20 protein-coding genes and 2 pseudogenes are annotated in these 20,046 nt (G+C 60.7%); 7 read left to right on the top strand and 15 right to left on the bottom strand.

All coding sequences use genetic code 11. The annotated features are described in order from the left end of the window. Nucleotides 1-48: 48 nt before the first annotated feature. The 4 genes and pseudogenes from polA to AC0L7P_RS07875 all read right to left on the bottom strand — a co-directional run bounded on the left by polA (nt 49) and on the right by AC0L7P_RS07875 (nt 5,225). Nucleotides 49-2,854 (bottom strand): annotated as a pseudogene (gene polA / locus AC0L7P_RS07890) (DNA polymerase I). Between the two features lie 42 nt (nt 2,855-2,896). After that, nucleotides 2,897-3,076, bottom strand: coding sequence for a zinc-finger domain-containing protein (locus tag AC0L7P_RS07885; RefSeq protein ID WP_473435208.1), 180 nt, complete (start codon nt 3,074-3,076; stop codon nt 2,897-2,899). A gap of 165 nt (nt 3,077-3,241) precedes the next feature. After that, nucleotides 3,242-3,622, bottom strand: coding sequence for an HIT domain-containing protein (locus AC0L7P_RS07880; protein ID WP_473435207.1), 381 nt, complete (start codon nt 3,620-3,622; stop codon nt 3,242-3,244). Nucleotides 3,623-3,648: 26 nt separating this feature from the next. After that, nucleotides 3,649-5,225 (bottom strand): annotated as a pseudogene (locus tag AC0L7P_RS07875) (DUF5928 domain-containing protein). Between the two features lie 146 nt (nt 5,226-5,371). Here AC0L7P_RS07875 and AC0L7P_RS07870 point away from each other — a divergent pair. After that, nucleotides 5,372-6,190, top strand: coding sequence for a sulfotransferase family protein (locus tag AC0L7P_RS07870; protein WP_473435206.1), 819 nt, complete (start codon nt 5,372-5,374; stop codon nt 6,188-6,190). A gap of 15 nt (nt 6,191-6,205) precedes the next feature. Here AC0L7P_RS07870 and AC0L7P_RS07865 read toward each other — a convergent pair whose 3' ends face one another. From AC0L7P_RS07865 to nth, 4 genes are all read right to left on the bottom strand, one after another. Beyond that, entirely contained in the window at nt 6,206-6,763 is a 558-nt protein-coding gene (locus AC0L7P_RS07865; protein WP_473435205.1) for a DUF4339 domain-containing protein, read from the bottom strand. 176 nt (nt 6,764-6,939) lie between these two features. Then, on the bottom strand, nt 6,940-7,734 hold the full coding sequence (locus tag AC0L7P_RS07860; RefSeq protein WP_473435204.1) for a DUF4339 domain-containing protein: 795 nt from the start codon (nt 7,732-7,734) through the stop codon (nt 6,940-6,942). 145 nt (nt 7,735-7,879) lie between these two features. Next, nucleotides 7,880-8,872: an adenosine kinase gene (locus tag AC0L7P_RS07855; protein WP_473435203.1), complete on the bottom strand. Its 993-nt coding sequence runs from the start codon at nt 8,870-8,872 to the stop codon at nt 7,880-7,882. Beyond that, entirely contained in the window at nt 8,869-9,513 is a 645-nt protein-coding gene (gene nth / locus AC0L7P_RS07850; RefSeq protein ID WP_473435202.1) for an endonuclease III, read from the bottom strand. Before nth ends, AC0L7P_RS07855 begins: the two co-directional genes overlap by 4 nt. 131 nt (nt 9,514-9,644) lie before the next feature. Here nth and AC0L7P_RS07845 point away from each other — a divergent pair, with 131 nt between their 5' ends. From AC0L7P_RS07845 to AC0L7P_RS07835, 3 genes are all read left to right on the top strand, one after another. Beyond that, the gene (locus tag AC0L7P_RS07845) at nt 9,645-10,490 is read left to right on the top strand and encodes a methylated-DNA--[protein]-cysteine S-methyltransferase (RefSeq protein ID WP_473435201.1); all 846 of its coding nucleotides are present in this window, start codon (nt 9,645-9,647) and stop codon (nt 10,488-10,490) included. Nucleotides 10,491-10,630: 140 nt separating this feature from the next. Further along, nucleotides 10,631-11,260, top strand: a complete 630-nt coding sequence (locus AC0L7P_RS07840) for a YiaD family glycine zipper/OmpA-like lipoprotein (RefSeq protein WP_473435200.1) — start codon at nt 10,631-10,633, stop codon at nt 11,258-11,260. A 114-nt stretch (nt 11,261-11,374) separates the two neighbouring features. Beyond that, complete coding sequence (locus AC0L7P_RS07835; protein WP_473435199.1) at nt 11,375-12,142, top strand: FadR/GntR family transcriptional regulator; 768 nt, start codon at nt 11,375-11,377, stop codon at nt 12,140-12,142. Between the two features lie 60 nt (nt 12,143-12,202). Here the strand turns inward: AC0L7P_RS07835 and AC0L7P_RS07830 are convergent, their stop codons facing one another. The 5 genes from AC0L7P_RS07830 to AC0L7P_RS07810 all read right to left on the bottom strand — a co-directional run bounded on the left by AC0L7P_RS07830 (nt 12,203) and on the right by AC0L7P_RS07810 (nt 14,769). Next, nucleotides 12,203-12,763 carry a F0F1 ATP synthase subunit B gene (locus AC0L7P_RS07830; RefSeq protein WP_473435198.1) on the bottom strand — a complete coding sequence of 187 codons (561 nt, stop codon included), beginning with the start codon at nt 12,761-12,763 and terminating at the stop codon, nt 12,203-12,205. 5 nt (nt 12,764-12,768) lie between these two features. Continuing rightward, entirely contained in the window at nt 12,769-13,311 is a 543-nt protein-coding gene (locus AC0L7P_RS07825; protein ID WP_473435197.1) for a F0F1 ATP synthase subunit B', read from the bottom strand. 72 nt (nt 13,312-13,383) lie between these two features. Beyond that, nucleotides 13,384-13,620 (bottom strand): F0F1 ATP synthase subunit C, encoded by a 237-nt coding sequence (locus AC0L7P_RS07820; RefSeq protein ID WP_473435196.1) that lies wholly within the window; start codon nt 13,618-13,620, stop codon nt 13,384-13,386. Between the two features lie 54 nt (nt 13,621-13,674). Next, entirely contained in the window at nt 13,675-14,421 is a 747-nt protein-coding gene (locus AC0L7P_RS07815; RefSeq protein ID WP_473435195.1) for a F0F1 ATP synthase subunit A, read from the bottom strand. Nucleotides 14,422-14,427: 6 nt separating this feature from the next. Next, nucleotides 14,428-14,769, bottom strand: coding sequence for an AtpZ/AtpI family protein (locus AC0L7P_RS07810; protein ID WP_473435194.1), 342 nt, complete (start codon nt 14,767-14,769; stop codon nt 14,428-14,430). A gap of 207 nt (nt 14,770-14,976) precedes the next feature. Here AC0L7P_RS07810 and AC0L7P_RS07805 point away from each other — a divergent pair, with 207 nt between their 5' ends. Further along, complete coding sequence (locus AC0L7P_RS07805; protein WP_473435193.1) at nt 14,977-15,342, top strand: ArsR/SmtB family transcription factor; 366 nt, start codon at nt 14,977-14,979, stop codon at nt 15,340-15,342. Between the two features lie 157 nt (nt 15,343-15,499). Here the strand turns inward: AC0L7P_RS07805 and AC0L7P_RS07800 are convergent, their stop codons facing one another. Together AC0L7P_RS07800 and AC0L7P_RS07795 are read right to left on the bottom strand one after the other, a co-directional pair. Then, nucleotides 15,500-16,069: an OmpA family protein gene (locus AC0L7P_RS07800; RefSeq protein ID WP_473435192.1), complete on the bottom strand. Its 570-nt coding sequence runs from the start codon at nt 16,067-16,069 to the stop codon at nt 15,500-15,502. A gap of 257 nt (nt 16,070-16,326) precedes the next feature. Then, nucleotides 16,327-17,211 carry a LysR family transcriptional regulator gene (locus AC0L7P_RS07795; RefSeq protein WP_473435191.1) on the bottom strand — a complete coding sequence of 295 codons (885 nt, stop codon included), beginning with the start codon at nt 17,209-17,211 and terminating at the stop codon, nt 16,327-16,329. 483 nt (nt 17,212-17,694) lie between these two features. On the opposite strand from AC0L7P_RS07795, the gene AC0L7P_RS07790 reads away from it, so the two are divergent. Then, nucleotides 17,695-18,186, top strand: coding sequence for a hypothetical protein (locus AC0L7P_RS07790; RefSeq protein WP_473435190.1), 492 nt, complete (start codon nt 17,695-17,697; stop codon nt 18,184-18,186). A 340-nt stretch (nt 18,187-18,526) separates the two neighbouring features. Continuing rightward, the gene (ffh, locus tag AC0L7P_RS07785) at nt 18,527-20,029 is read left to right on the top strand and encodes a signal recognition particle protein (protein WP_473435189.1); all 1,503 of its coding nucleotides are present in this window, start codon (nt 18,527-18,529) and stop codon (nt 20,027-20,029) included. The last annotated feature ends 17 nt before the right edge of the window (nt 20,030-20,046 follow it).

The raw sequence follows: 20,046 nt of genomic DNA, 5'->3' as shown, positions 1-20,046 counted from the left end.
CGGCGTGCCGGGGCAATCCGACACTCACCCCCTTGCGCGACCTAAGGGTCAGTGCGCCTCGGCCCAACTCGCGCCTTGCCCGGCGTCCACGCTCAGCGCAACATCCAGATGCGCCGCCGGGGCCGCCGCGTTTTCCATCACATCCCGGGCCGCCGCGATCAGATCATCCACCGCGCCCTCTTCCACCTCGAACACCAGTTCATCGTGAACCTGCAACAGCATCTTGGCCGGCAGACCCGCAATCGCACCCGGCATCCGTATCATCGCCCGTCGGATCACATCCGCAGCACTGCCCTGAATCGGCGCGTTGATCGCCGCGCGCTTGGCAAACCCGGCCCCATGGCCACGGGCATTGATTTCAGGGGTATTTATCCTGCGGCCAAACAGCGTTTGCACATATCCATGCTCTTTGGCAAAGGCCACCGTTTCATCCATGTAATCGCGGATACCCGGAAACCGCTCAAAATACCGGTCGATAAACCCCTGCGCCTCACTGCGCGGAATCCGCAGATTCCGGGCAAGTCCAAAGCCGGAAATCCCATAGATCACCCCGAAATTGATCGCCTTGGCCTGGCGGCGCACCATCGGGTCCATCCCCTCAAGCGGAACGCCAAACATTTCCGCTGCCGTCATGGCATGAATATCCTGCCCCTCGGCAAAGGCCTGTTTCAACGCGTCGATCCCGGCCACATGGGCCAGAATACGCAGCTCGATCTGGGAATAATCCAGCGACACCAGACGTTTTCCCGCAGGCGCAACAAAGGCCTCGCGAATGCGCCGCCCTTCTTCACTGCGCACCGGGATATTCTGCAGGTTCGGATCAGTCGAGGCCAGCCGCCCGGTGTTCGCCCCGGCAATGGAATAGGATGTATGCACCCGCCCCGTTTCGGGGTTGATATGTTCCTGAAGCGCATCGGTATAGGTTGATTTCAGCTTGCTCAGCTGGCGCCAGTCCAGAACCCGCCCCGGCAGTTCATGCTCGGTCGCCAGATCCTCCAACACATCGGCACCGGTCGCATAGGCGCCTGTCTTGCCCTTCTTGCCGCCCTCGATGCCCATTTCATCAAACAGGATTTCGCCCAATTGCTTGGGTGATCCCACGTTGAACGACCGCCCGGCCAATTCATGTATCTCGGCCTCCAGCCCGGCCATTTTCTGGGCAAAGGCGTTGGACATGCGCGACAGGGTTTCACGGTTCACCTCGATTCCGTGCATCTCCATCTCGGCCAGAACCGGAATCAGCGGGCGTTCAAGGGTTTCGTAAACCGTTGTCACTTTGGCGCGGTGCAGGCGCGGCTTGAAGGTTTGCCACAGGCGCAGGGTGATATCGGCATCCTCGGCGCCGTATTTCACCGCATCCGCAACCGGCACCCGGTCAAACGTCTTGGCCGATTTTCCAGTGCCAAGCAGCGGTTTGATCGGAATCGGCGTGTGGTTCAGATAGCGATCCGACAGCGCGTCCATCCCGTGATTGTGCAACCCGGCATGCATCGCATAGGACATCAGCATCGTGTCGTCGATCGGCGCCACATTGATGCCCCGGCGGGCAAAAATCTTGGCGTCATATTTCATGTTCTGACCGATTTTCAGAACCGAGGCATCCTCCAGCAACGGTTTCAACATTGCCAACGCCGCGTCCAGATCCATCTGCCCTTCGGCCAGATCGTCACGGCCGAACAGATCGTCCTGCGCCGCCGCACGGTGGGTCAGCGGAATATAACAGGCCTGCCCCGCCTCAACACAAAGGGAAACCCCCACCAGATCGGCGCGCATTTCATCCAGACCCGTGGTTTCGGTATCAACCGCCACCCAACCCCGGGCATGGGCGCGATCAATCCAGACCTGCAATGCAGCGGCATCCTTCACATGCTCATAGGCATCGGTATCAAAGGGGGCGTCCTCGGGCGCTGCCGCTTCCTCGTCCGGGGCGGCCGGCGTGTCGTCGATCGCCGGGGCCTCGGTGCCCAGGGCATCGGCCACCCGCTTGGTGACCGTGCGAAACTCCATCTGCGCGAGAAACCCCAAAAGATCATCCGCGACGGGCGGCTTTACCTCAAGGGTTTCAAGACTGTAATCCAGCGCCATATCGCAATCCAGTTGCACCAGTTTGCGTGACAGGCGGATCTGGTCGGCATTGTCGATCAGGGTCTGGCGGCGCTTGGGTTGCTTTATTTCACCCGCCCGTTCCAGCAAGGCATCCAGATCGCCGTATTCGTTGATCAGCAACGCCGCCGTCTTGATTCCGATGCCCGGCGCGCCCGGCACATTATCCACCGAGATCCCCGGCCAGCGCCTGCACATCCACCACCCGTTCAGGGCCGACGCCGAATTTGGCGCGCACCCCTTCAACGTCGATACGGGCGTTTTTCATGGCGTCGAACATTTCAACGCCGCCCCCCACCAGTTGCATCAGATCCTTGTCGGAACTGATGATCGTCACCCGCCCCCCGGCCTCGCGCGCCCGACAGGCAAGTGTCGCGATGATGTCATCAGCCTCAAACCCCTCCTGCTCCAGACAGGCAATGTTGAACGCGCGGGTTGCGTCGCGGGTCAGAGGCATTTGCGGGCGCAGATCCTGCGGCATTTCTTCGCGGTTGGCCTTATACAGATCGTACATATCGTTGCGAAAGGTGTGGCTGCCCTTGTCGAACACCACGGCGGCATGGGTGGGGGCATCGGGGCCGCGATTGTCCTCGATCATCTTCCACAGCATGTTGACGAAACCGCTGACCGCGCCCACGGGCAACCCGTCGGATTTGCGCGTCAGCGGCGGCAGCGCGTGATAGGCGCGAAAGATAAAGGCCGAACCGTCCACCAGGCTCAGATGATGCCCCTTGCCGAATGTGTCGCCCATACCGCCCCTTTCTGCCCCGTCACCGGCCTTGGTAAACCGATCTCAGTGATCGTCGCCGTCGCCTTCCAGCACATACCGTTTGTCGCAATATCCGCATTCCACCCAACCCGGCTCTTGCGGAATTTGCAGCCACACGCGCGGATGACCCAGCGCGCCCTCTCCGCCATCACAGGCAATCCGGCGGCTATGAACGATCTCGGTTTCAGGCGCTTCGCTATTCATCTGGTTTCTTTCTGCATCTCGGTCTGGTCCGCCCTATGTTATCAGGCCCCCCGACACCGGCAAGGCCACAACGGCGCAACCACTGCACCCTTTGCCCCCGGCGCGCAGCCATGGCAACGGGCGCCCCCAAAAAATGTCGTGGCGCGCTTGCGCGCCTCTGTTGGATCAGCCCTTGGTCAGCATCCGCCCCAAAGGGCGGCCCGCCAGAATATGCAGGTGGTAATGGGGCACATCCTGCACACCGTCCACTCCGGTATTGCTGATCGTGCGATACCCGGCGCCGTTATCCCCCGGTGCCACGCCCAGATCGCGACAGATTTGCCCGGTTGCGCGCATGAAATCCACCAGCTCCGCCTCACTTGCCGCATTGGCAAAATGATCGTGGCACACATAGGCGCCTTTGGGAATCACCAGAACATGTTCGGGCGCCTGGGGTTCGATATCGCGAAACGCCAGTGTGTGTTCGGTTTCCAGCACCGTTGTGTTGGGAATTTCGCCGCGCAGAATCCTGGCGAAAATGTTCTGGTCGTCATAGGCATAGGCCATAGTCAAAGCTCCGTTATCGGCTTGGGTCAGTCATGGAACAGACCTTCGGTTTGGGCAATATCTTTGGCCAGCTCCAGCGGAATCGACAGGAACGCGGCCAGAGCGGCGGCATTTTCCGCTGCGGGGGCCATTTCATCCAGTCGGGAAAACCCCTCAAACCCTGCATCGCGCAAGATATCGCTTTCATATTCCACATCCGCGCGGATCGTCGGCAAAAGCGTATCGAGGGTTTCTTGCGGGGTGCGCTCTCCGGCCAGCCCTACCCGTTTTGCGTGCCCCAGAAGATAGGCGTTACTGAAGGCGCAGCGCACCTCCAGCATCCGGGTGGTTGAACGATCCGTCTGGAAATCACGCAGCAGATCCATGTTGTCGGGATCAAGACAGATGATCAGGCGGTCGGACTGATAGTAATCAAACAGCATCCGCATCAGCGCCCGCCTGTGGCGGGTCCGTTTTTCCAGGGTTTTCTGGATACCGCCCAGATCAGGCAGCCGGGCATTTTCCTCATCGAACAGAAAATCGACAGCGGGCATTTCTGTAACATGGGCGATCCGATCCAGCAGGCGTTTGGCCACATGCCATTTCTTGCAGATCACGATCATCAATTCGCGTTCGCGCCCCAAGGTCGATTCAGTTTCCCAGAACCGGGGTGCGAACCGCCGCCCTCGCGCCCGCGCCCGGTAAGAAAGGTGAACAACCTGCGCCCTTCGGCACTGATTTTGAAGGTCGCGCCCTTGTCGGCATAAAGATCGCCCAATTTGGCCTTCAGCCCGGTTGCCTCGGGGCTGATCTTGCGGGCGAACAGGTAATCCTGCGCCAGCAACAGATCATAGTGATCATTGTAAAAAACCGTTGGCATCCCGTAATCGGAAAAAATCAGAAAGGTGAGCGTGCGTGGCCGGATTTCACGTTCGGCCACCAGATGGCGCACGATGGTCTGGAAAAATGTCTCGTCCGGGATCCAGGTCGTGCGGAAAAACCGCATCACATCAGGGCGCGCGGTGCAAAACCCCAGCACCGCCTCGATCGTGCGCCGCCGCAGACACCACCATTGCGACCCGATCATCATCTGAAGATCGCCTGGAACCTCGCGTTCCAGCCCCAGCCGCTTTTGCAGTTCATAAGAGCGATAGAACAGCCATTTATGGGTACGTTCGTTAAAGAAGTGGCGGTAAATCAGCCGTTCGTCCTTGAACCCGGTCTTGATCCAGTCACTTTCGAAATAATCCTCGCTTTCGATGAAATCAACGTCGTCCTGATCCAGATACCGATGCGCATATTCGGCCGATTTGATCGCCATGCAGTCGCCGGACAGCATATAAAAATGGGTCGCGCGCGGAAAGGCGCCCACGGCCGCCCGTACGGCCAGCAGCGTCGCGTCAACAAGGCTCCAGCCGCCCCAACCGCATTTGATCCGTTTGCGCGCAAAGGTAACGCGGGGGTTGTCGCGCAGGGCCGTGCGAATCCGTTCAAAATCTGCGTGGGGGGCGCGGGCATCAAAATGGATCGCCATGAAATCGCCCACAGCGGTCAGGCGGCGCGCCTGTTGAATAATGGCGTCCGGGTCTTTGTGGCACAGCAGGATAAAGGCGATTCTTGCCATTTCAGAAGCGATACAGCCATTGTTGTTAAGAGCCTTCTAACGGTTTGGGCGTAAAAGTCAGCCGGAGCCGAAAGATTTCAGGAATTTTTCTGTGCATTCGCGTGGGTTTGTCACATAAACATGTCGACCAAGAAGAAAGATTTACCATGCGGTTTCCCGGAACATGGATGACAGAAAGCGAAAGTGTCGTCTATCGCGTCGTTCCCAAATGTGCCTGTTCGACCATCGGACAGATCATGTATTATTCTGATCACGGCGTGTTCTTTGATGGTGACATCCATGATGCCACTTCGGGCCTGCACAAATGGGGCAATGACGACAGCCAGGCCCTGATCGCCCGCACGGTGCAACAGCACAGCACCTATACCTTCAGTTGTGTGCGCAACCCCTATACGCGGATCCTGTCGTCATTCTTTGACAAGATCTGCGGCATTCAGCGCAACGGCAAACGGTATCGCGGCAATCTGGTGCCCTTGCTGATTCAGAAATACGGGGTCGATATCGGCGGCGTCGAGGGGCACGAGGATTTCGATCAGATCCAGTCGTTCCGCCGCTTTTTGCTGTTCGCGCGTGATACCATCCGCTGGCGCAAACCGATGGACCCTGACATTCACTGGTCGGCCATGTCAGGCCATGTTTCAACCTTTGTTGTCAACGGCGGGCGCTATGACAGCATCTTCTGGACAGAGCGGTTCAACGACGGCATGCAATCGGTGCTGGACCGGATCGAAACGCAGCATCCGGTGGTTTTGTCCGATATTCCCCGGTTCAACGAATCCGAAGGCCACGGCCCGAAACGCGCCCACCCGGTCGAGGATTACTTTGACGATCTGTCGATGCATCTGGTTTATGAAATCTACAAGGCGGATTTTGACCTGTTCCGCTATGATTTCGAAAACCCGGGCAACAAGATGCCGATCGGCGAAATCGACCTGGACGAGGTACACGCCAAGCTGGGCGATTGATATCATCAGCGCGCTTTATTGCGCCCGATGATGCAGCACGCCATCGTCCTGATTGCGCATGGTGTTCGCGTCGATTCTGTCGAACCACAGGGTCATCTCGTATTTCGGATCAACATCGGCCTTTTCCGCGGTGTTGTCATGGGTGCTGCTTTTGCCGGTAAAGATCACGACGAACGCATCATCATCGGCACGCTGCGCCTTGTAGGTGCCTTCGTAAAGAATGGTGCGCGATCCGGGCCTCATATTGTCAAGCCCGCGCCACATGTCGATGCCACTGAACGACCCATCCTTGTTCAACACCATGTTTTCAGTGACAAGCGCCGGCCCATACCCTTTCAGTGTCTTGCGCGACTGCTCGGAGTTCCACGCGCCCAGCAAAAACGCCAACGCCACGCCGTCACGGAATTTATAAACCTCATCCAGCACCGGTTTCAGCGCCTTGACCTCTTTCAGGGGCGTCCATTCTGTCAGGCCCTCGTACCAGACGGCGGTTCCGGGCAGAACCTTGCCCGCCTCGATCAACGCAATGATGGCCGCCCGTCCAAGCGGTCCGCGCGCCTTGCCGTCAATCACCAGATAGAGCGGGGCAATCCTGGCCCGGTCGTCCTGCGCAGGCCCTTTGGTGCCGGGGGCGGCGCCGGCCCGACGGTTGACCCTCCGTCAGCCGCCACAGGCCCGCCAACTGCCCCAAGGCAGGCGCACAGCGCGACCGCCAGGGCAATCCGCGCTGTGCGCCCCCGGGCATCGTCCTAGTTCGACATCCGGCGTGATCGCACGCCATCGTCGTTTGTCACGGTGTTCTGATCCACCACCGTAACCAGAAACGGAGTGTTGTTCTGCGCCACCGACGGGGCCTGCCCCGCCATACTATAGGTGACCTGCCCATTCGGCGTGATCAAAATCTTGCCCGGTCCCTGTTCCTTGGCGGTGTATGACCCGTCGCTGGTGATCGTCTGGCGCGCCGGATAGCCCTGGATCATCACATCCACTGTTCCCACATAGGAATATGACCCGTCCCTGGAATAGGTGGTGCGGCCATTCACCGTGGCGGGGCCGACGTTGGGAATCTGGGTTTGTTGCGGGTCGGCCACCCAGACGCCAGCGATAAACGCCATGGCATCAAATTGCGGCTTGGGCGGAACATTCGCCAGAATCCCGACCAGATCGGGCACTTTGGCCGCTTCCTCCCAGTTTTGCATCCCTGCGGTCCAGACCAGCGACGTGCGCACCAATTCGCCGCTGGCAACCTTGGCTTTCAACTGCGCTTCGTTGAACGGGCCGGCCTGCTGGCCGTTGATGACAACGTAATACGAAATCTGTTTGGCCGGTTCCGGTACGGGCAACGGCGGCGGCACAGGTGGCGGTGTCGGGCCGGGGGGGCGGTGGCACTGCCGGGCCGGGGGCCGGGGCGGGTGCAGGCGCAGGTGTTGGCGCGGGGGCGGGTGCAGGGGCAGGCGCGTCAGCGCCACCGCCCACCGCACCGATGCCGACACCATCAGCAGGGCGGGCCAGATCGGCCAGCCCCGGCGACGCGCCCAGTGCAACCGCCAGACAAAGAACCGCGACTCGTTTAGGTAATTGCGAAAATATCATGACACCCTCCAATCCCAACAGACAACGGGATCAGAGTAACGCCGGATTTCCACCGCGCAACGAAAACCACATGACAAATACTGTCGGGAAGGTGGCTCAGGTCAGCCCGTGTTGGGCGAACAGCGCGCGCAGATCGGTTTCGGCCCGGGCGCCAATGTGGCTGATCACCTCGCCCGCGGCGATGCACCCGGCGCGTCCACATTCCTCGGGGGAATGGCCCGCGGTCAGCGCCCAAAGAAACGCCCCGGCAAACAGATCGCCCGCGCCGGTTGCATCCACCACAGTCACCCTGGTGGCCGGGACATGCCAATATTTCCCGCCAGTCAACACATGGGCGCCCTGCGCGCTGTCGGTGCAGGCGACCATATCGACCTCGGATGCCGCCTGTGCCAGTGCCGCGTCGAAATCGTCGGTTTCATACATCGACAACATTTCGGCCCGGTTGCAGAACAACAGGTCAGCATGATCGCGGATCAGATCGCGAAACGCATCCCGGTGACGGCCCACACAGAACGGATCGGACAGGGTCAGCGAAACCTTGCCCCCCGCCCCCTTGCAGGCCGTGATCGCCTTGGCAAAGGCGGCGTGGCTGTCAGGCCCGTCAAAGCGATAGCCCTCAAGGTAGATCCACTCGGCCTCGGCCATTTGCGCCGGGTCGATGTCAGAGGGCGCCAGAAATTCGGTCACGCCCAGATAGGTATTCATCGAGCGTTCGCCATCGGGCGTCACCAGAACGATGCAGCGCCCGGTTTCGCCCGTCGCCTCTGGCCCCGCCATGGCCGTGTTGTAACTCACCCCCTGCGCGCGCAGATCATGGGCAAAGATCGCGCCCAGTTGATCGTCTTTCACCTTGCCCACATAGGCGGCCCGTCCGCCCAGATGGGCGATGCCGGCGATGGTATTAGCCGCCGATCCGCCGCTGATTTCCTTGGCCGGTCCGATCTTGCCATAGAGTTCAACGCCGCGCGCCATGTCGGTCAGTTGCATGATGCCTTTTTCGACATTGTTTTCGGTCAGGAACGCATCTTCGCAGGCGGCCAGAACATCCACCATGGCATTGCCGATCCCGACAACCTGAAACTTTTTCATAGGTTCTTTTCCTCATAGGCGCACAGATCGCGGATCAGGCAGGCGGCGCATTTGGGTTTGCGCGCCAGACACACATAACGTCCGTGCAATATCATCCAATGGTGGGCATGCAGTTGAAATTCTGCGGGAATCTGATCTTCAACGGCGCGTTCCACCACATCCACATTGCGCCCCGGTGCCACGCCGCTGCGGTTGCCAAAGCGAAAGATATGGGTGTCCACCGCCTGTGCCGGAATGCCGAACCACATGTTCAGCACCACATTCGCCGTCTTGCGCCCCACCCCCGGCAGAGATTGCAGCGCCGCGCGCGACGATGGCACCTGCCCGCCGAATTCATCAACCAGAAGCTGGCTCAGCTTGATGACGTTCTTGGCCTTGTTGCGAAACAGGCCGATGGTCTTGATATGCTCGACCACCCCTGCCTCGCCCAACTCCAGCATTTTCTCGGGGGTGTCGGCAATGGCAAACAACCCGCGCGTGGCCTTGTTCACCCCCGCATCGGTCGCCTGTGCGCTCAGCGCGACGGCAACCACCAGCGTGAACAGGTTCACATGCTCCAGCTCGCCCTTGGGCTCAGGCTCGGCCGCCTGAAACCGGCTGAAAATCTCGTGGATCGTGGAATAGGAAAGTTGTTTCACCATGCCCCCTAATGCCCAAGCGCCCCGGCCCAAACAAGCCCGGAAACCACCGCGCACCGCGCCAATGCGCAAAAACCGGATCGCCCACCAGCCGCGCAGCGCCTATTCTGACGGTAACGACAGAAAGGCACCCCATGTCAAACCCGGAACAAAGCTATTACTGGCCCCTCATGCGCCGCGCCATCGACCGTCTGGATGCCCCCGAAGGGCGTGACCTGACGCTTGAGGACATCGCCCGCGACATGAACCTGTCACCGGCGCATTTTCAGCGGGTGTTCTCACGTTGGGTGGGGATTTCGCCCAAGCGGTTTCAGCAATACCTGCGCCTTGGCCATGCCAAAACCCTGCTGCGTGACAGGTTCACCACGCTGGCCACCGCCGATGCCGTGGGCCTGTCGGGAACGTCGCGCCTGCATGATATGTTCCTGCGCTGGGAATCCATGTCGCCCGGCGATTTCGCCCGCCATGGCGCCGGCCTGACCATCTTTTGGGGAATGTTCGACAGCCCCTTCGGCCCCGCCCTTATCATGGGCACCGACAAGGGCATCTGCGCCATGGCCTTTACCGCCGAAACCGGTGAAACGGCGGCGCGCGCCGATCTGATGGCACGCTGGCCCCATGCCGATTTTGTTGAGGATGCAAACATGCTGCGCCCCTGGGCGCTTTCTGCCTTTGGCGCGGCGCCCGGCGATGCCCCGACGCCGCTGTTCCTGATCGGTGCCCCGTTTCAGTTACAGGTCTGGGAGGCGCTGCTGACCATCCCGACCGGCCATGTCACGACCTATGGCGAAATCGCCCAAAGCATCGGCAACCCAAAGGCCGTGCGCGCCGTCGGCACCGCCGTGGGGCGCAACCCGGTCAGTTGGCTGATTCCCTGTCACCGCGCCCTGCGCAAATCCGGTGGTTTGGGCGGGTATCACTGGGGCCTGCCGGTGAAACGCGCCATGCTGGCCCATGAATCGGCGCAAACCGGGGTGTAGAGATCACGAAAAAATGCGGCGATCATCCGCCGATTGCGGTTTTCCCACTGTCACGGATGGAACCCAATACCCTATATCACGCGTTGGAGATGTGTCGTAATTCGAGCGAGGACAGAATGATTCCCACCAGATATGCCTTAATGACCCTGAGCGCCGGCGCGCTGGCCCTGACCGCCTGTACCGATCCGATGACCGGCGATCCCAATCGCACCCGCACCGGCGCGCTGACCGGTGCGGCCATCGGTGCCGTTCTGGGCGGCACCCACAAAAGCGGCAATGACCGGTTGAAAAACGCCGCACTCGGCGCCGCCCTTGGCGCCGCTGCCGGCGGTGTGATCGGCAACGTTCTGGATAAACAGGCCGCCGAACTGCGCAACGATTTCGGCAATGGCCAGATCGAAGTGGTGAACCGTGGCAACGATCTGTTGGTGCGGATGCCGCAGGATATCCTGTTTGCCACCGACAGCGCCAATGTTGCCTATGGGCTGCAAAGCGATCTGGGGGTTCTGGCCGCCAACCTCAACCGCTATCCCAATTCGATCGTCGAGGTGCAGGGCCATACCGACAACACCGGCTCCAGCACCTATAACCTCAACCTGTCCCAGCGCCGCGCACAGGCGGTTACATCGGTTCTGGCCTCGAACGGTGTGTCGTCGTCGCGTCTGCGCGCCACGGGCATGGGCGAAGGCAGCCCCGTTGCCTCCAACCTCACCCCAGAGGGACGCGCCCAGAACCGTCGCGTCGATATCATCATCCGTCCGACCAACTGATCGGATTGCCACAGACGTTCGAAAGGCCGGGCCACTGCGCCCGGCCTTTTTCGTGGTCTTGCCCGACCACAATACCGGTCATATAATCTGACCAATTCAACGGGGCGCAGCACAATGCCATTTCAAAAAGTTCAGCCGGAACGGCTCTCGACTGCCGTGGTGCGTCAGATCGAACTGTTGATCCTGCGCGGCATCCTGCGCCCGGGTGAACGGCTCCCGTCTGAACGGGATCTGGCCGACAAACTGGGCGTGTCCCGCCCGTCCCTGCGCGAGGCGGTGGCCGATCTGCAATCGCGCGGCTTGATCGAAAGCCGCGCCAGCGCCGGAATTTTCGTCTCCGATCAACTGGGCGCCGCCTTTCCCCCTGCCCTGACCCAGCTTTTCGCGGCCCATCCCGAAGCGGTGTTCGACTACACCGCATTTCGCCGGGATATGGAGGGGCTGGCCGCCGAACGGGCCGCGCGCCACGGCACCCCGACCGACCTGCGCCTGATCGACACCCTGCTGCGCAAGATGGAAGATGCCCACGCCCGCCAGGAGGCCACCCACGAGGCCCAGCTTGACGCGGCTTTCCACCTTGCCATTGTCGAGGCGAGCCATAACATCGTCATGCTGCACATGATGCGGTCGATGTACGATCTGCTGCGTCAAGGGGTGTTTTACAACCGTCAGATCATGTTCAAACAGCACACCACCCGCGCCATGCTGCTGGATCAGCACCGCGTGATCAATTCCGCGATTCAGGCGCGCGATCCGGCTGCGGCCCGGGCGGCGGTTGAATCCCATCTCGATTATGTTCAATCCGCCCTGTCCGACCAGCAAGACGCCGAACGAAACGAAGAGATTGCCCGCCAGCGGCTGGATCACGAACAGGCCCGCTGACGCAAAAGGCCCGGTGCCTTGACAGCGCCGGGCCTTTCCATTCGCAATCCGCGAACCGGATCAGTGCAGCTTTGCTTCAACCGTCTTGATCGATTCATCAATCAACCCGGAGGCCCGCTTGCCATCCATGTCCTTTGACAGAACATCGGCGGCGGCGGCCACAGCCACCTGAATTGCGCGGTCGCGCACTTCTTTTACGGCGCTGGCCTGTGCAGATTCGATCTGTTCTTCGGCGCCACGCAGGCGCCGTTCGATCGAAACCTCAAGATCGGCCCGCGCCTTGGCAGCGGCGGCGTTCGCCTCTTCCTTGGCGGCGGCGACGATGCGGTCGGCCTGTGCCTGCACTTCGCCGTGCTTGCGCTCGTAAGAGGCCAAAAGCGTCTGGGCCTCTTCGCGCAGGCTGCGCGCTTCGTCCAGATTGCCGCGAATGCCCTCGGCCCGCTTGTCCAGAAGGCCCATGATCGTCGACGGAACCTTGAAATAGATCAGCACCGCCGCGAAAAGGATAAACGCGATAAGCACCACGAAATCGGTGTTGCCCAGCGAAAAGAACGGACCCGACGACGCCAGCGCCGGCGTTGCCGCCAATGCTGCGGTCAGGGTGAGTGTCAGTTTGCCCATGTCGCTCACCCTTTCATCCGGCTTTGAACGGCGCCATCGACGGCCGCCTTGTCGGACGTTCCGCCCAACGCAGTGACGATCGCCTCGGCGGTGTCCTTGGCCACGGCCTCGATGCTGTCCAACGCACCGGCGCGGATCTCGTTGATCGCCTTTTCCGACTCGGCGGATTTGGCGGCGATCTCGGCGTCGGCCTTTTCGATGGCCACATCCAGATCAGCCTGAATATCGGCCTTGGCAGCGGCCACGATACGGCCTGCCTCGGTGCGGGCATCGGCCAGCGCCTTGTCATAGGCCTTTTCCGCCTCGACCGCCTTCAGCTTCAGCTCTTCGGCGGCAGCGATATCGTTGGTGATCGTGCCCTGCCGTTCGGCCAGAACCGACCCGATACGCGGCAAAGCGATACGGGACAGAATGAAATAGATCGCGAACAACGCCACGATCAGCCAGAAGATCTGGTTCGGGAAGGTCGAGAAATCAAGCTGGGGCATCCCCGACTCGACCTCATGGGCGACCGTTTCGGCCCCGTGCCCAGCTATTTCGGTTGCCATGTCGTCCCCCTTGAAACCGTGCAATCCACCGGGCGGGCGTTTCCGCCCCCCGGCCGTAAGGATCAATCGGGATCAGACGGCAAACATCAGCAGCAGTGCCACGAGGAACGAAAAGATCCCCAGCGCTTCTGCGAATGCGATGCCGATGAACAGGGTCGCGGTCTGGGCTGCGGCAGCCGACGGGTTGCGCAGGGCGCCCGCCAGGAAGTTACCGGCAACGTGACCAACACCGATAGCGGACACGCCCGAACCGATGGCGGCCAGACCGGCGCCGATGAATTGACCCATTTGTGCGAATTCGCCTTCCATGTCTTCTCTCCTTACGATGGAATTAGGTAATGTTGTGTTATGTCGGGCTGACCGTCAGTGTCCCGGATGCAGGGCATCCTTGAGGTACACGCAGGTCAGGATCGTGAAAACATAGGCCTGGATAAAGGACACCATGACCTCAAGCGCATAGATGCCGACCATGCCAAAGATGGCGATCGGGGCAACAGCGCCGATGGCGGCAAATCCCGCGAACACCTTGAGCACGGCGTGACCGGCCATCATGTTGCCCGCAAGACGAATGGAATGGCTGACCGGACGCACAAAGTACGAGATCAGCTCGATCATCGCCAGAATGGGGCGCAGGGCCAAAGGCGCGCTGGTCACCCAGAACAGACCCAGAAAGGCAGGCCCGTTCTTGACAAAGCCAAGGATCGTCACCGTCAGGAATACGGCAATCGCCAGGGTGCCGGTCACCGCAATGTGGCTGGTCGTGGTGAACGACATCGGGATCAGACCCAGAAAGTTGCCAAAGACGATGAACAGGAACAGCGTCATGATATAGGGGAAATATTTCAGCCCATCCTTGCCCGCCACATCCTCAACCATCTTGTAGACGAACCCATAGGCAAGCTCGGCCACCGATTGCGCGCGCCCGGGCACCACGGTCCGGCCACGGGTGCCCAGCACCATCAGCAACAGCACCGCCACCACGGCCAGCGCCAGCACCACCGTGACATTCGAGATGGTGAACATGCCCACGTGCCCGTCGCCAAACAGCGGCGTGACCTTGAACTGGTCCATGGGATGAATACTCAGACCGCTTCCGCCTTCGGCTGCCATTTGCCCTCAGTCCTTCTTTTTCCTTGCATCCGGGCCGGAACCCGCTGCGCGTATCGCGTCGTCCTGAAGCTCTCTGGCGGTGCGCATCATCGTCTTCACACCGGCGGCCAGCCCCAGGCCAATGAATATCAGCATGAATATCGGCAGGGTGCCAAGCAGCACATCCAACCCGTACCCAATGCCAAACCCGATCCCAAGACCGGAAACAAGCTCTATCACCATTCGCCAGGCGGTATTCGCCGTGGAATAATGTTCATCCTTCCGCGCAGCGGGGGCCTGTGCCTGTTTGGCTGCGGCGATCTTGCGCTCCAGCGCCTCAAGACGCTTGGCGTTCTGATCGTCGGCCATGGCTCACCCCCTCTGGACGGCTGCGCGGACACTATGAATGCGGACGCCCCGAGTCAAGCAGGCATTGACTGGACGCAAGTTACTGTTTTTATGTTATATTTTCTGAAATACCCGGGTGCCGGAACGCCCGGTTGGCGCAAATGGCACCCCGCCCCATATTCAACCAATCGGTTGACGATTATACCGGGCGCTGGCACAGGGTGGTTCATGGCCCCAACACTCGACATTATTTTTGCCGCGCTGGCCGATCCGACCCGGCGCGAGATTCTGGCGATGTTGCTGGAGGATGACATGGCCGTCACCGATGTGGCGCATCCGTTTTCCACCTCGCTTGCGTCAGTGTCAAAACATCTGAGCGTGCTGGCAGCGGCGGGCCTGATCACCCAGGAAAAGCGCGGCCGGGTAAAATGGTGCAAACTCGAACCTGACGCCCTGCGCGATGCGTCGATCTGGATGCAGGCCTTTGGTCAGTTCGAAGCCGTCCATCTGGACGCCTTCGAACGGTTTCTTGAATCCGAACTGGATGGAACCGGCGCCGTTACAGAACGAACTGAACAATCGCCAGAACGATAACGACAAGCCCGACCAGGTAAATAATTCCATTCATGATCTTCCCCTTTTCAACTTAAGGAGAGAACGCACCTCTGTGCCCAATGGTTCCTTGCGGATGGCAAAACGAAAGCGGCGCCCGAAGGCGCCGCTTTAAATCCTGGACAACAGTTGCGGAACCTTAGTTGCCGCCGCCACCCCAGACAGGAGCACCCGACTCGGTGGTCGTGGTGGTCGTCGTGTTGCTTGTTCCCAGCGCACCGACGATGACAAGCGCACCCAGAACAGCCGCAGCCGCACCGGCACCACCCATAAGCCCGGCCCCATTGGGCAGAGTGTCAAAATCAGACGCCTTGCAGGGGTTGATGGTCACTTCAACCCGGCGGTTCAACTGGTTCGGGCCAAGGTCAGCAACCTTCAGATTGCTTTCACCAAAACCGGTCACGTTGTTCACCTTGATCGACGTACCGCTTGTCAGATAGTCGGAAACCGTCTGGCCGCGGCGCTTGGACAGCGCCAGGTTTGAAGCCTCGCTGCCCACGGCGTCGGTATAGCCGGCAAGGTCAACGGTGTTGCCGTTATACTTGCTGCGAATAATGTCGAGCAGGCCTTTGTTGGTCGTCGACACGGCAGCACTGCCAAAATCGAACGGAAGCGCAATAACGCATGTTTCAGCCGCGGCAACGCTTGCCGACATTGCCAAAGCGAACACACCAGCGGCGGCGGTCGGGATGTAATTGGAAATCTTCATTGGATCCTCACCAAAATCTCGAGTTGAGCCTCGTAAAACACGTTACACGAATAAGTACCACAAGATAAAGGTATCCCGAATGGGACACCAGTGACTTTGGCGCATTTCGCATCACCTTTGTCCGCTTTTTTGCCAGAATCGGCGATAACACAAGCCCCCTCGGCACGACTCCGCCTAAGTTTTGCGCCACAAGCGACATCTTGCCCACAGAGGGCGCCCACAGAATCGCCATGTTTGCGGCATCACAGGGGCAAACCCTAAAACGTCCACCCTTTCGCCGCCTCCTTGAGGTATTGCAAAAAGCTCTGGACCTTCATGGTCCGGTGAATATCAACATGGGTGACCAGCCACAGCTGGGCGATCCACGCGCTGCGCGGCGGCATGACCTGAATCGCGTCAGGTGTCATATTTGCCTCATAGGTGGACAAAAACCCAAGCCCGGCCCCCGCCAGCATCGCATCCCGCGCCACCCGGCCATCCGTCGTGCGGTATGTGATGCAACTGGCCGGCACATTTTCAAACAGCCATTGATAAAAGGGCGCCTTGGTGTCGGTATTGTCGCTGGCCACGAATTTGTGACGCTTCAGATCCTCGTCGGTCTTTGGGGTTCCGTGGCGCTCCAGATAGGCGCGACTGCCGTAAATGCCGAACGCGTCGCTGACGAACGGCTGCACCACATTGTCGGCCTCTTCGGGTACGGAACCTGCCCGGATCGCCACATGGGCCTCGCCATATTCAAGCCGGAACACGCGTTCATCGGTCAGACACCGCACCACAAGGCCCGGGTGCTCTGCCTGAAATCCCGCCAGAACCGGCGTCAGCAACGGCGACAGCGATGCAACGGATGTCACCACAAGCTCGCCCGTCACCGAGGCCCCCTGCCCGCGAATACGCCCCGCCAGTTGGGTGAACTGGTCATCGGTCACCTGCGCCACCTGCAACAGATCGGCACCGGCTTCGGTTGCCGTGTACCCCCGGGCGTGCCGTTGAAACAGCTTGACCCCCAATTGCCCCTCAAGCGCATCAATATGCCGGATCACCGTGGCATGATGCACCCCCAGCACATCAGCCGCGCCGCTGACCGTTCCCATCCGGGCCACGTGATAGGCGGTTCTGATCTCATCCCAGGTCGTGATCGTCATTGTCTCTGCGCACCTTTCATTCTCTGCGCCATCCAAATGATATTTCGCCCCACAGTACAAGACTCACCCACGCCGGCGTCATGACAAGGGCACTCTGCCCGCCGCGATGCTCATTCCCCCCGTGCCAGCATTAAACCCTGTTTCAGAATGGTTTTTCCCTGCCCGCCGCGCCCGTGATTTCTGAAACATTTGCGCCGCCGGGGCCATTTCCGCCGCAACAAAAACGCCCCGCGTGATCGGCGGGCGCGCCTTGGCGCCTTGTTTTACGGGCATACGGATGTGCCGCGTATTCCGTCGCGCGCGCCGCGTTTTGTGATGTGCGCCCGCGCACATGTGCCCCTCTCATTTCAACCCTACCGTTCGCCATCGCGCGACGCCATCTACCCCTCACAGCAGGCGGACAACAGCACGACACGCTCCGCCGCGAGAGACACAAACCAAAGGCAGGGCTGCGGCCCGCCACCTATGTAAAGGACCAAGACCATGAAACTGAACGCATTTGTTGCCGCCATCGCCGTTGCCGCCGCCTCTGCCGCTGCTATCCCTGCCGCTGCCCAAAGCCTCTCTGCCGGTGAAATCCAACTGTCCCACTCGGTTGGCGTCGTTCCCGGCACATTGACCACCGCGCAGCTGGTGCAACTGGATCAGGCACAGCGCGAAGGCGGCGCCGCCGGCAACGCCAAGGCCGCATTCATCCTCGCGTCGGCCGGGGCCGAGCGGGTTTCGACCTCGGGCAGCGCGGCCAGCGACACCAACCGCGCCATCCTGCTTGATCGGGCACAGCACGAAAACAACGATTTCCTGATCACCCAATTGTCCAAGCCCGCATCCAACCCCACCGCATCGGACCGCGACAGCCTGGCGCCCGGCAAGGTGCAACTCGCCGCGTCGCTCAACGTGAACCCGGCCGATTACACCACCGCAGAACTGGTATCCCTGCAAACCGCCCGCTTCTTTGCTGATGAGGCAAAGTAAGACACTATATACACGACTCACGAAACAGCGGGCGCCAGACATCTCTGGCGCCCGTTTTTCATCTGCACCCCCAATCCCCGTTGACTCGCCCGCCGCCTTTGGGTAACCCGCAGCAACTCCGAGAGTCTGCCATGTCTTCCGGTCCCTGCCACAGTGCCGGGATCGCCCCCCACCAGCGCGTTGCGCCCGTGGGGGCGCACTTCGTTGTCTATCGCCCGTGGGGGCGCAATTGCATTGTCGATCCCCCTTCGGGGCGTTTGGGGCTTGCCCCGTTTGAAACTTTCACGGTCCGCCCCCACATGCGGACCATCCGTCAACCGCCCGCAAAGGACCGCGTGCCATGTTTGAAAATCTGTCCGAACGCCTGTCTGGCGTGTTCGACCGGCTCACCAAACAGGGTGCCCTGTCCGAAGACGATGTAAAAACTGCCCTGCGCGAGGTGCGCGTCGCCCTGCTTGAGGCCGACGTTTCGCTGTCCGTCGCCCGCGATTTCGTCAAGGCGGTACAGGACAAGGCCACCGGCCAGTCGGTGACAAAATCGGTCACACCGGGCCAGCAGGTCGTCAAGATCGTCCATGATGAACTGGTCCATGTGCTGGCCGGCGATGACGAAGACCCCGGCAAGCTGCGCATCGACAACCCGCCCGCCGCCATCCTGATGGTCGGCCTTCAGGGCTCGGGCAAAACCACGACCACCGGCAAGCTGGCCAAACGCCTGAAAGACCGCGATGGCAAACGCGTGCTCATGGCCTCGCTCGATGTGAACCGCCCCGCCGCGATGGAGCAACTGGCCATCCTCGGCACCCAGATCGGCGTCGATACCCTGCCCATTGTCGCGGGCCAAAGCCCCGTGGACATCGCCAGACGCGCCAGAACCCAGGCGGGTCTTGGCGGCTATGATGTCATCATGCTCGATACCGCCGGGCGCCTGTCCATCGACGAAGCGCTGATGCAAGAGGTCACAGCGGTGCGCGACATCGCCCAGCCGCGCGAAACCCTGCTGGTCGTCGATGGCCTGACCGGCCAGGACGCGGTGCATACCGCCGAAAACTTCGATGAACGCATCGGGATTTCCGGCGTTGTCCTCACCCGGATGGATGGCGACGGACGCGGCGGCGCGGCCCTGTCCATGCGCGCCGTCACCGGCAAGCCGATCAAATACGTCGGCATGGGCGAAAAGCTCGACGCGCTTGACGAATTTCACCCCGAACGCGTGGCGGGCCGGATCCTCGGCATGGGCGATATCGTGTCGCTGGTCGAAAAGGCCCAGGCCACCATCGAGGCCGAACAGGCCGAACGGATGATGCGCCGGTTCCAGAAGGGTCAGTTCAACATGAACGACCTGAAAATGCAGCTGGAACAGATGTTGAAAATGGGCGGCATGGAAGGCGTGATGGGCATGATGCCCGGCATGGGCAAGATGCAAAAACAGGTGGCCGATGCGGGGTTCGACGATTCGGTCCTGCGCCGCCAGATCGCCCTGATCGGCTCGATGACCAAGAAAGAACGCGCCAATCCCGCGCTACTTCAGGCCAGCCGCAAGAAACGCATCGCCAAGGGAGCCGGTCTGGAAGTCAGCGAACTCAACAAGCTTCTGAAAATGCAGCGCCAGATGGGCGACATGATGAAGAAGATGGGCAAGATGGGCAAAGGCGGGATGCTGAAACAAGCCATGAAAGGCATGTTCGGCAAAGGCGGCATGCCCTCCGAGGCCGAAATGCAGGCGGCACAGGCGCAGATGGGTGGCAAGCTGCCCGGCGGTTTCCCGGGCGCAGGTGGAATGCCCGGCCTTGGCGGCAATGCCCTGCCCCCGGGCCTGTCCGGCTTTGGCAAGAAAAAATAACCATGGCTTTTTACTGG

It is taken from the genome of Oceaniglobus sp. K40-3, assembly GCF_055808395.1.
Note: the sequence above shows the minus strand (reverse complement) of the source record. Positions and strands in the feature narration are given on the sequence as shown.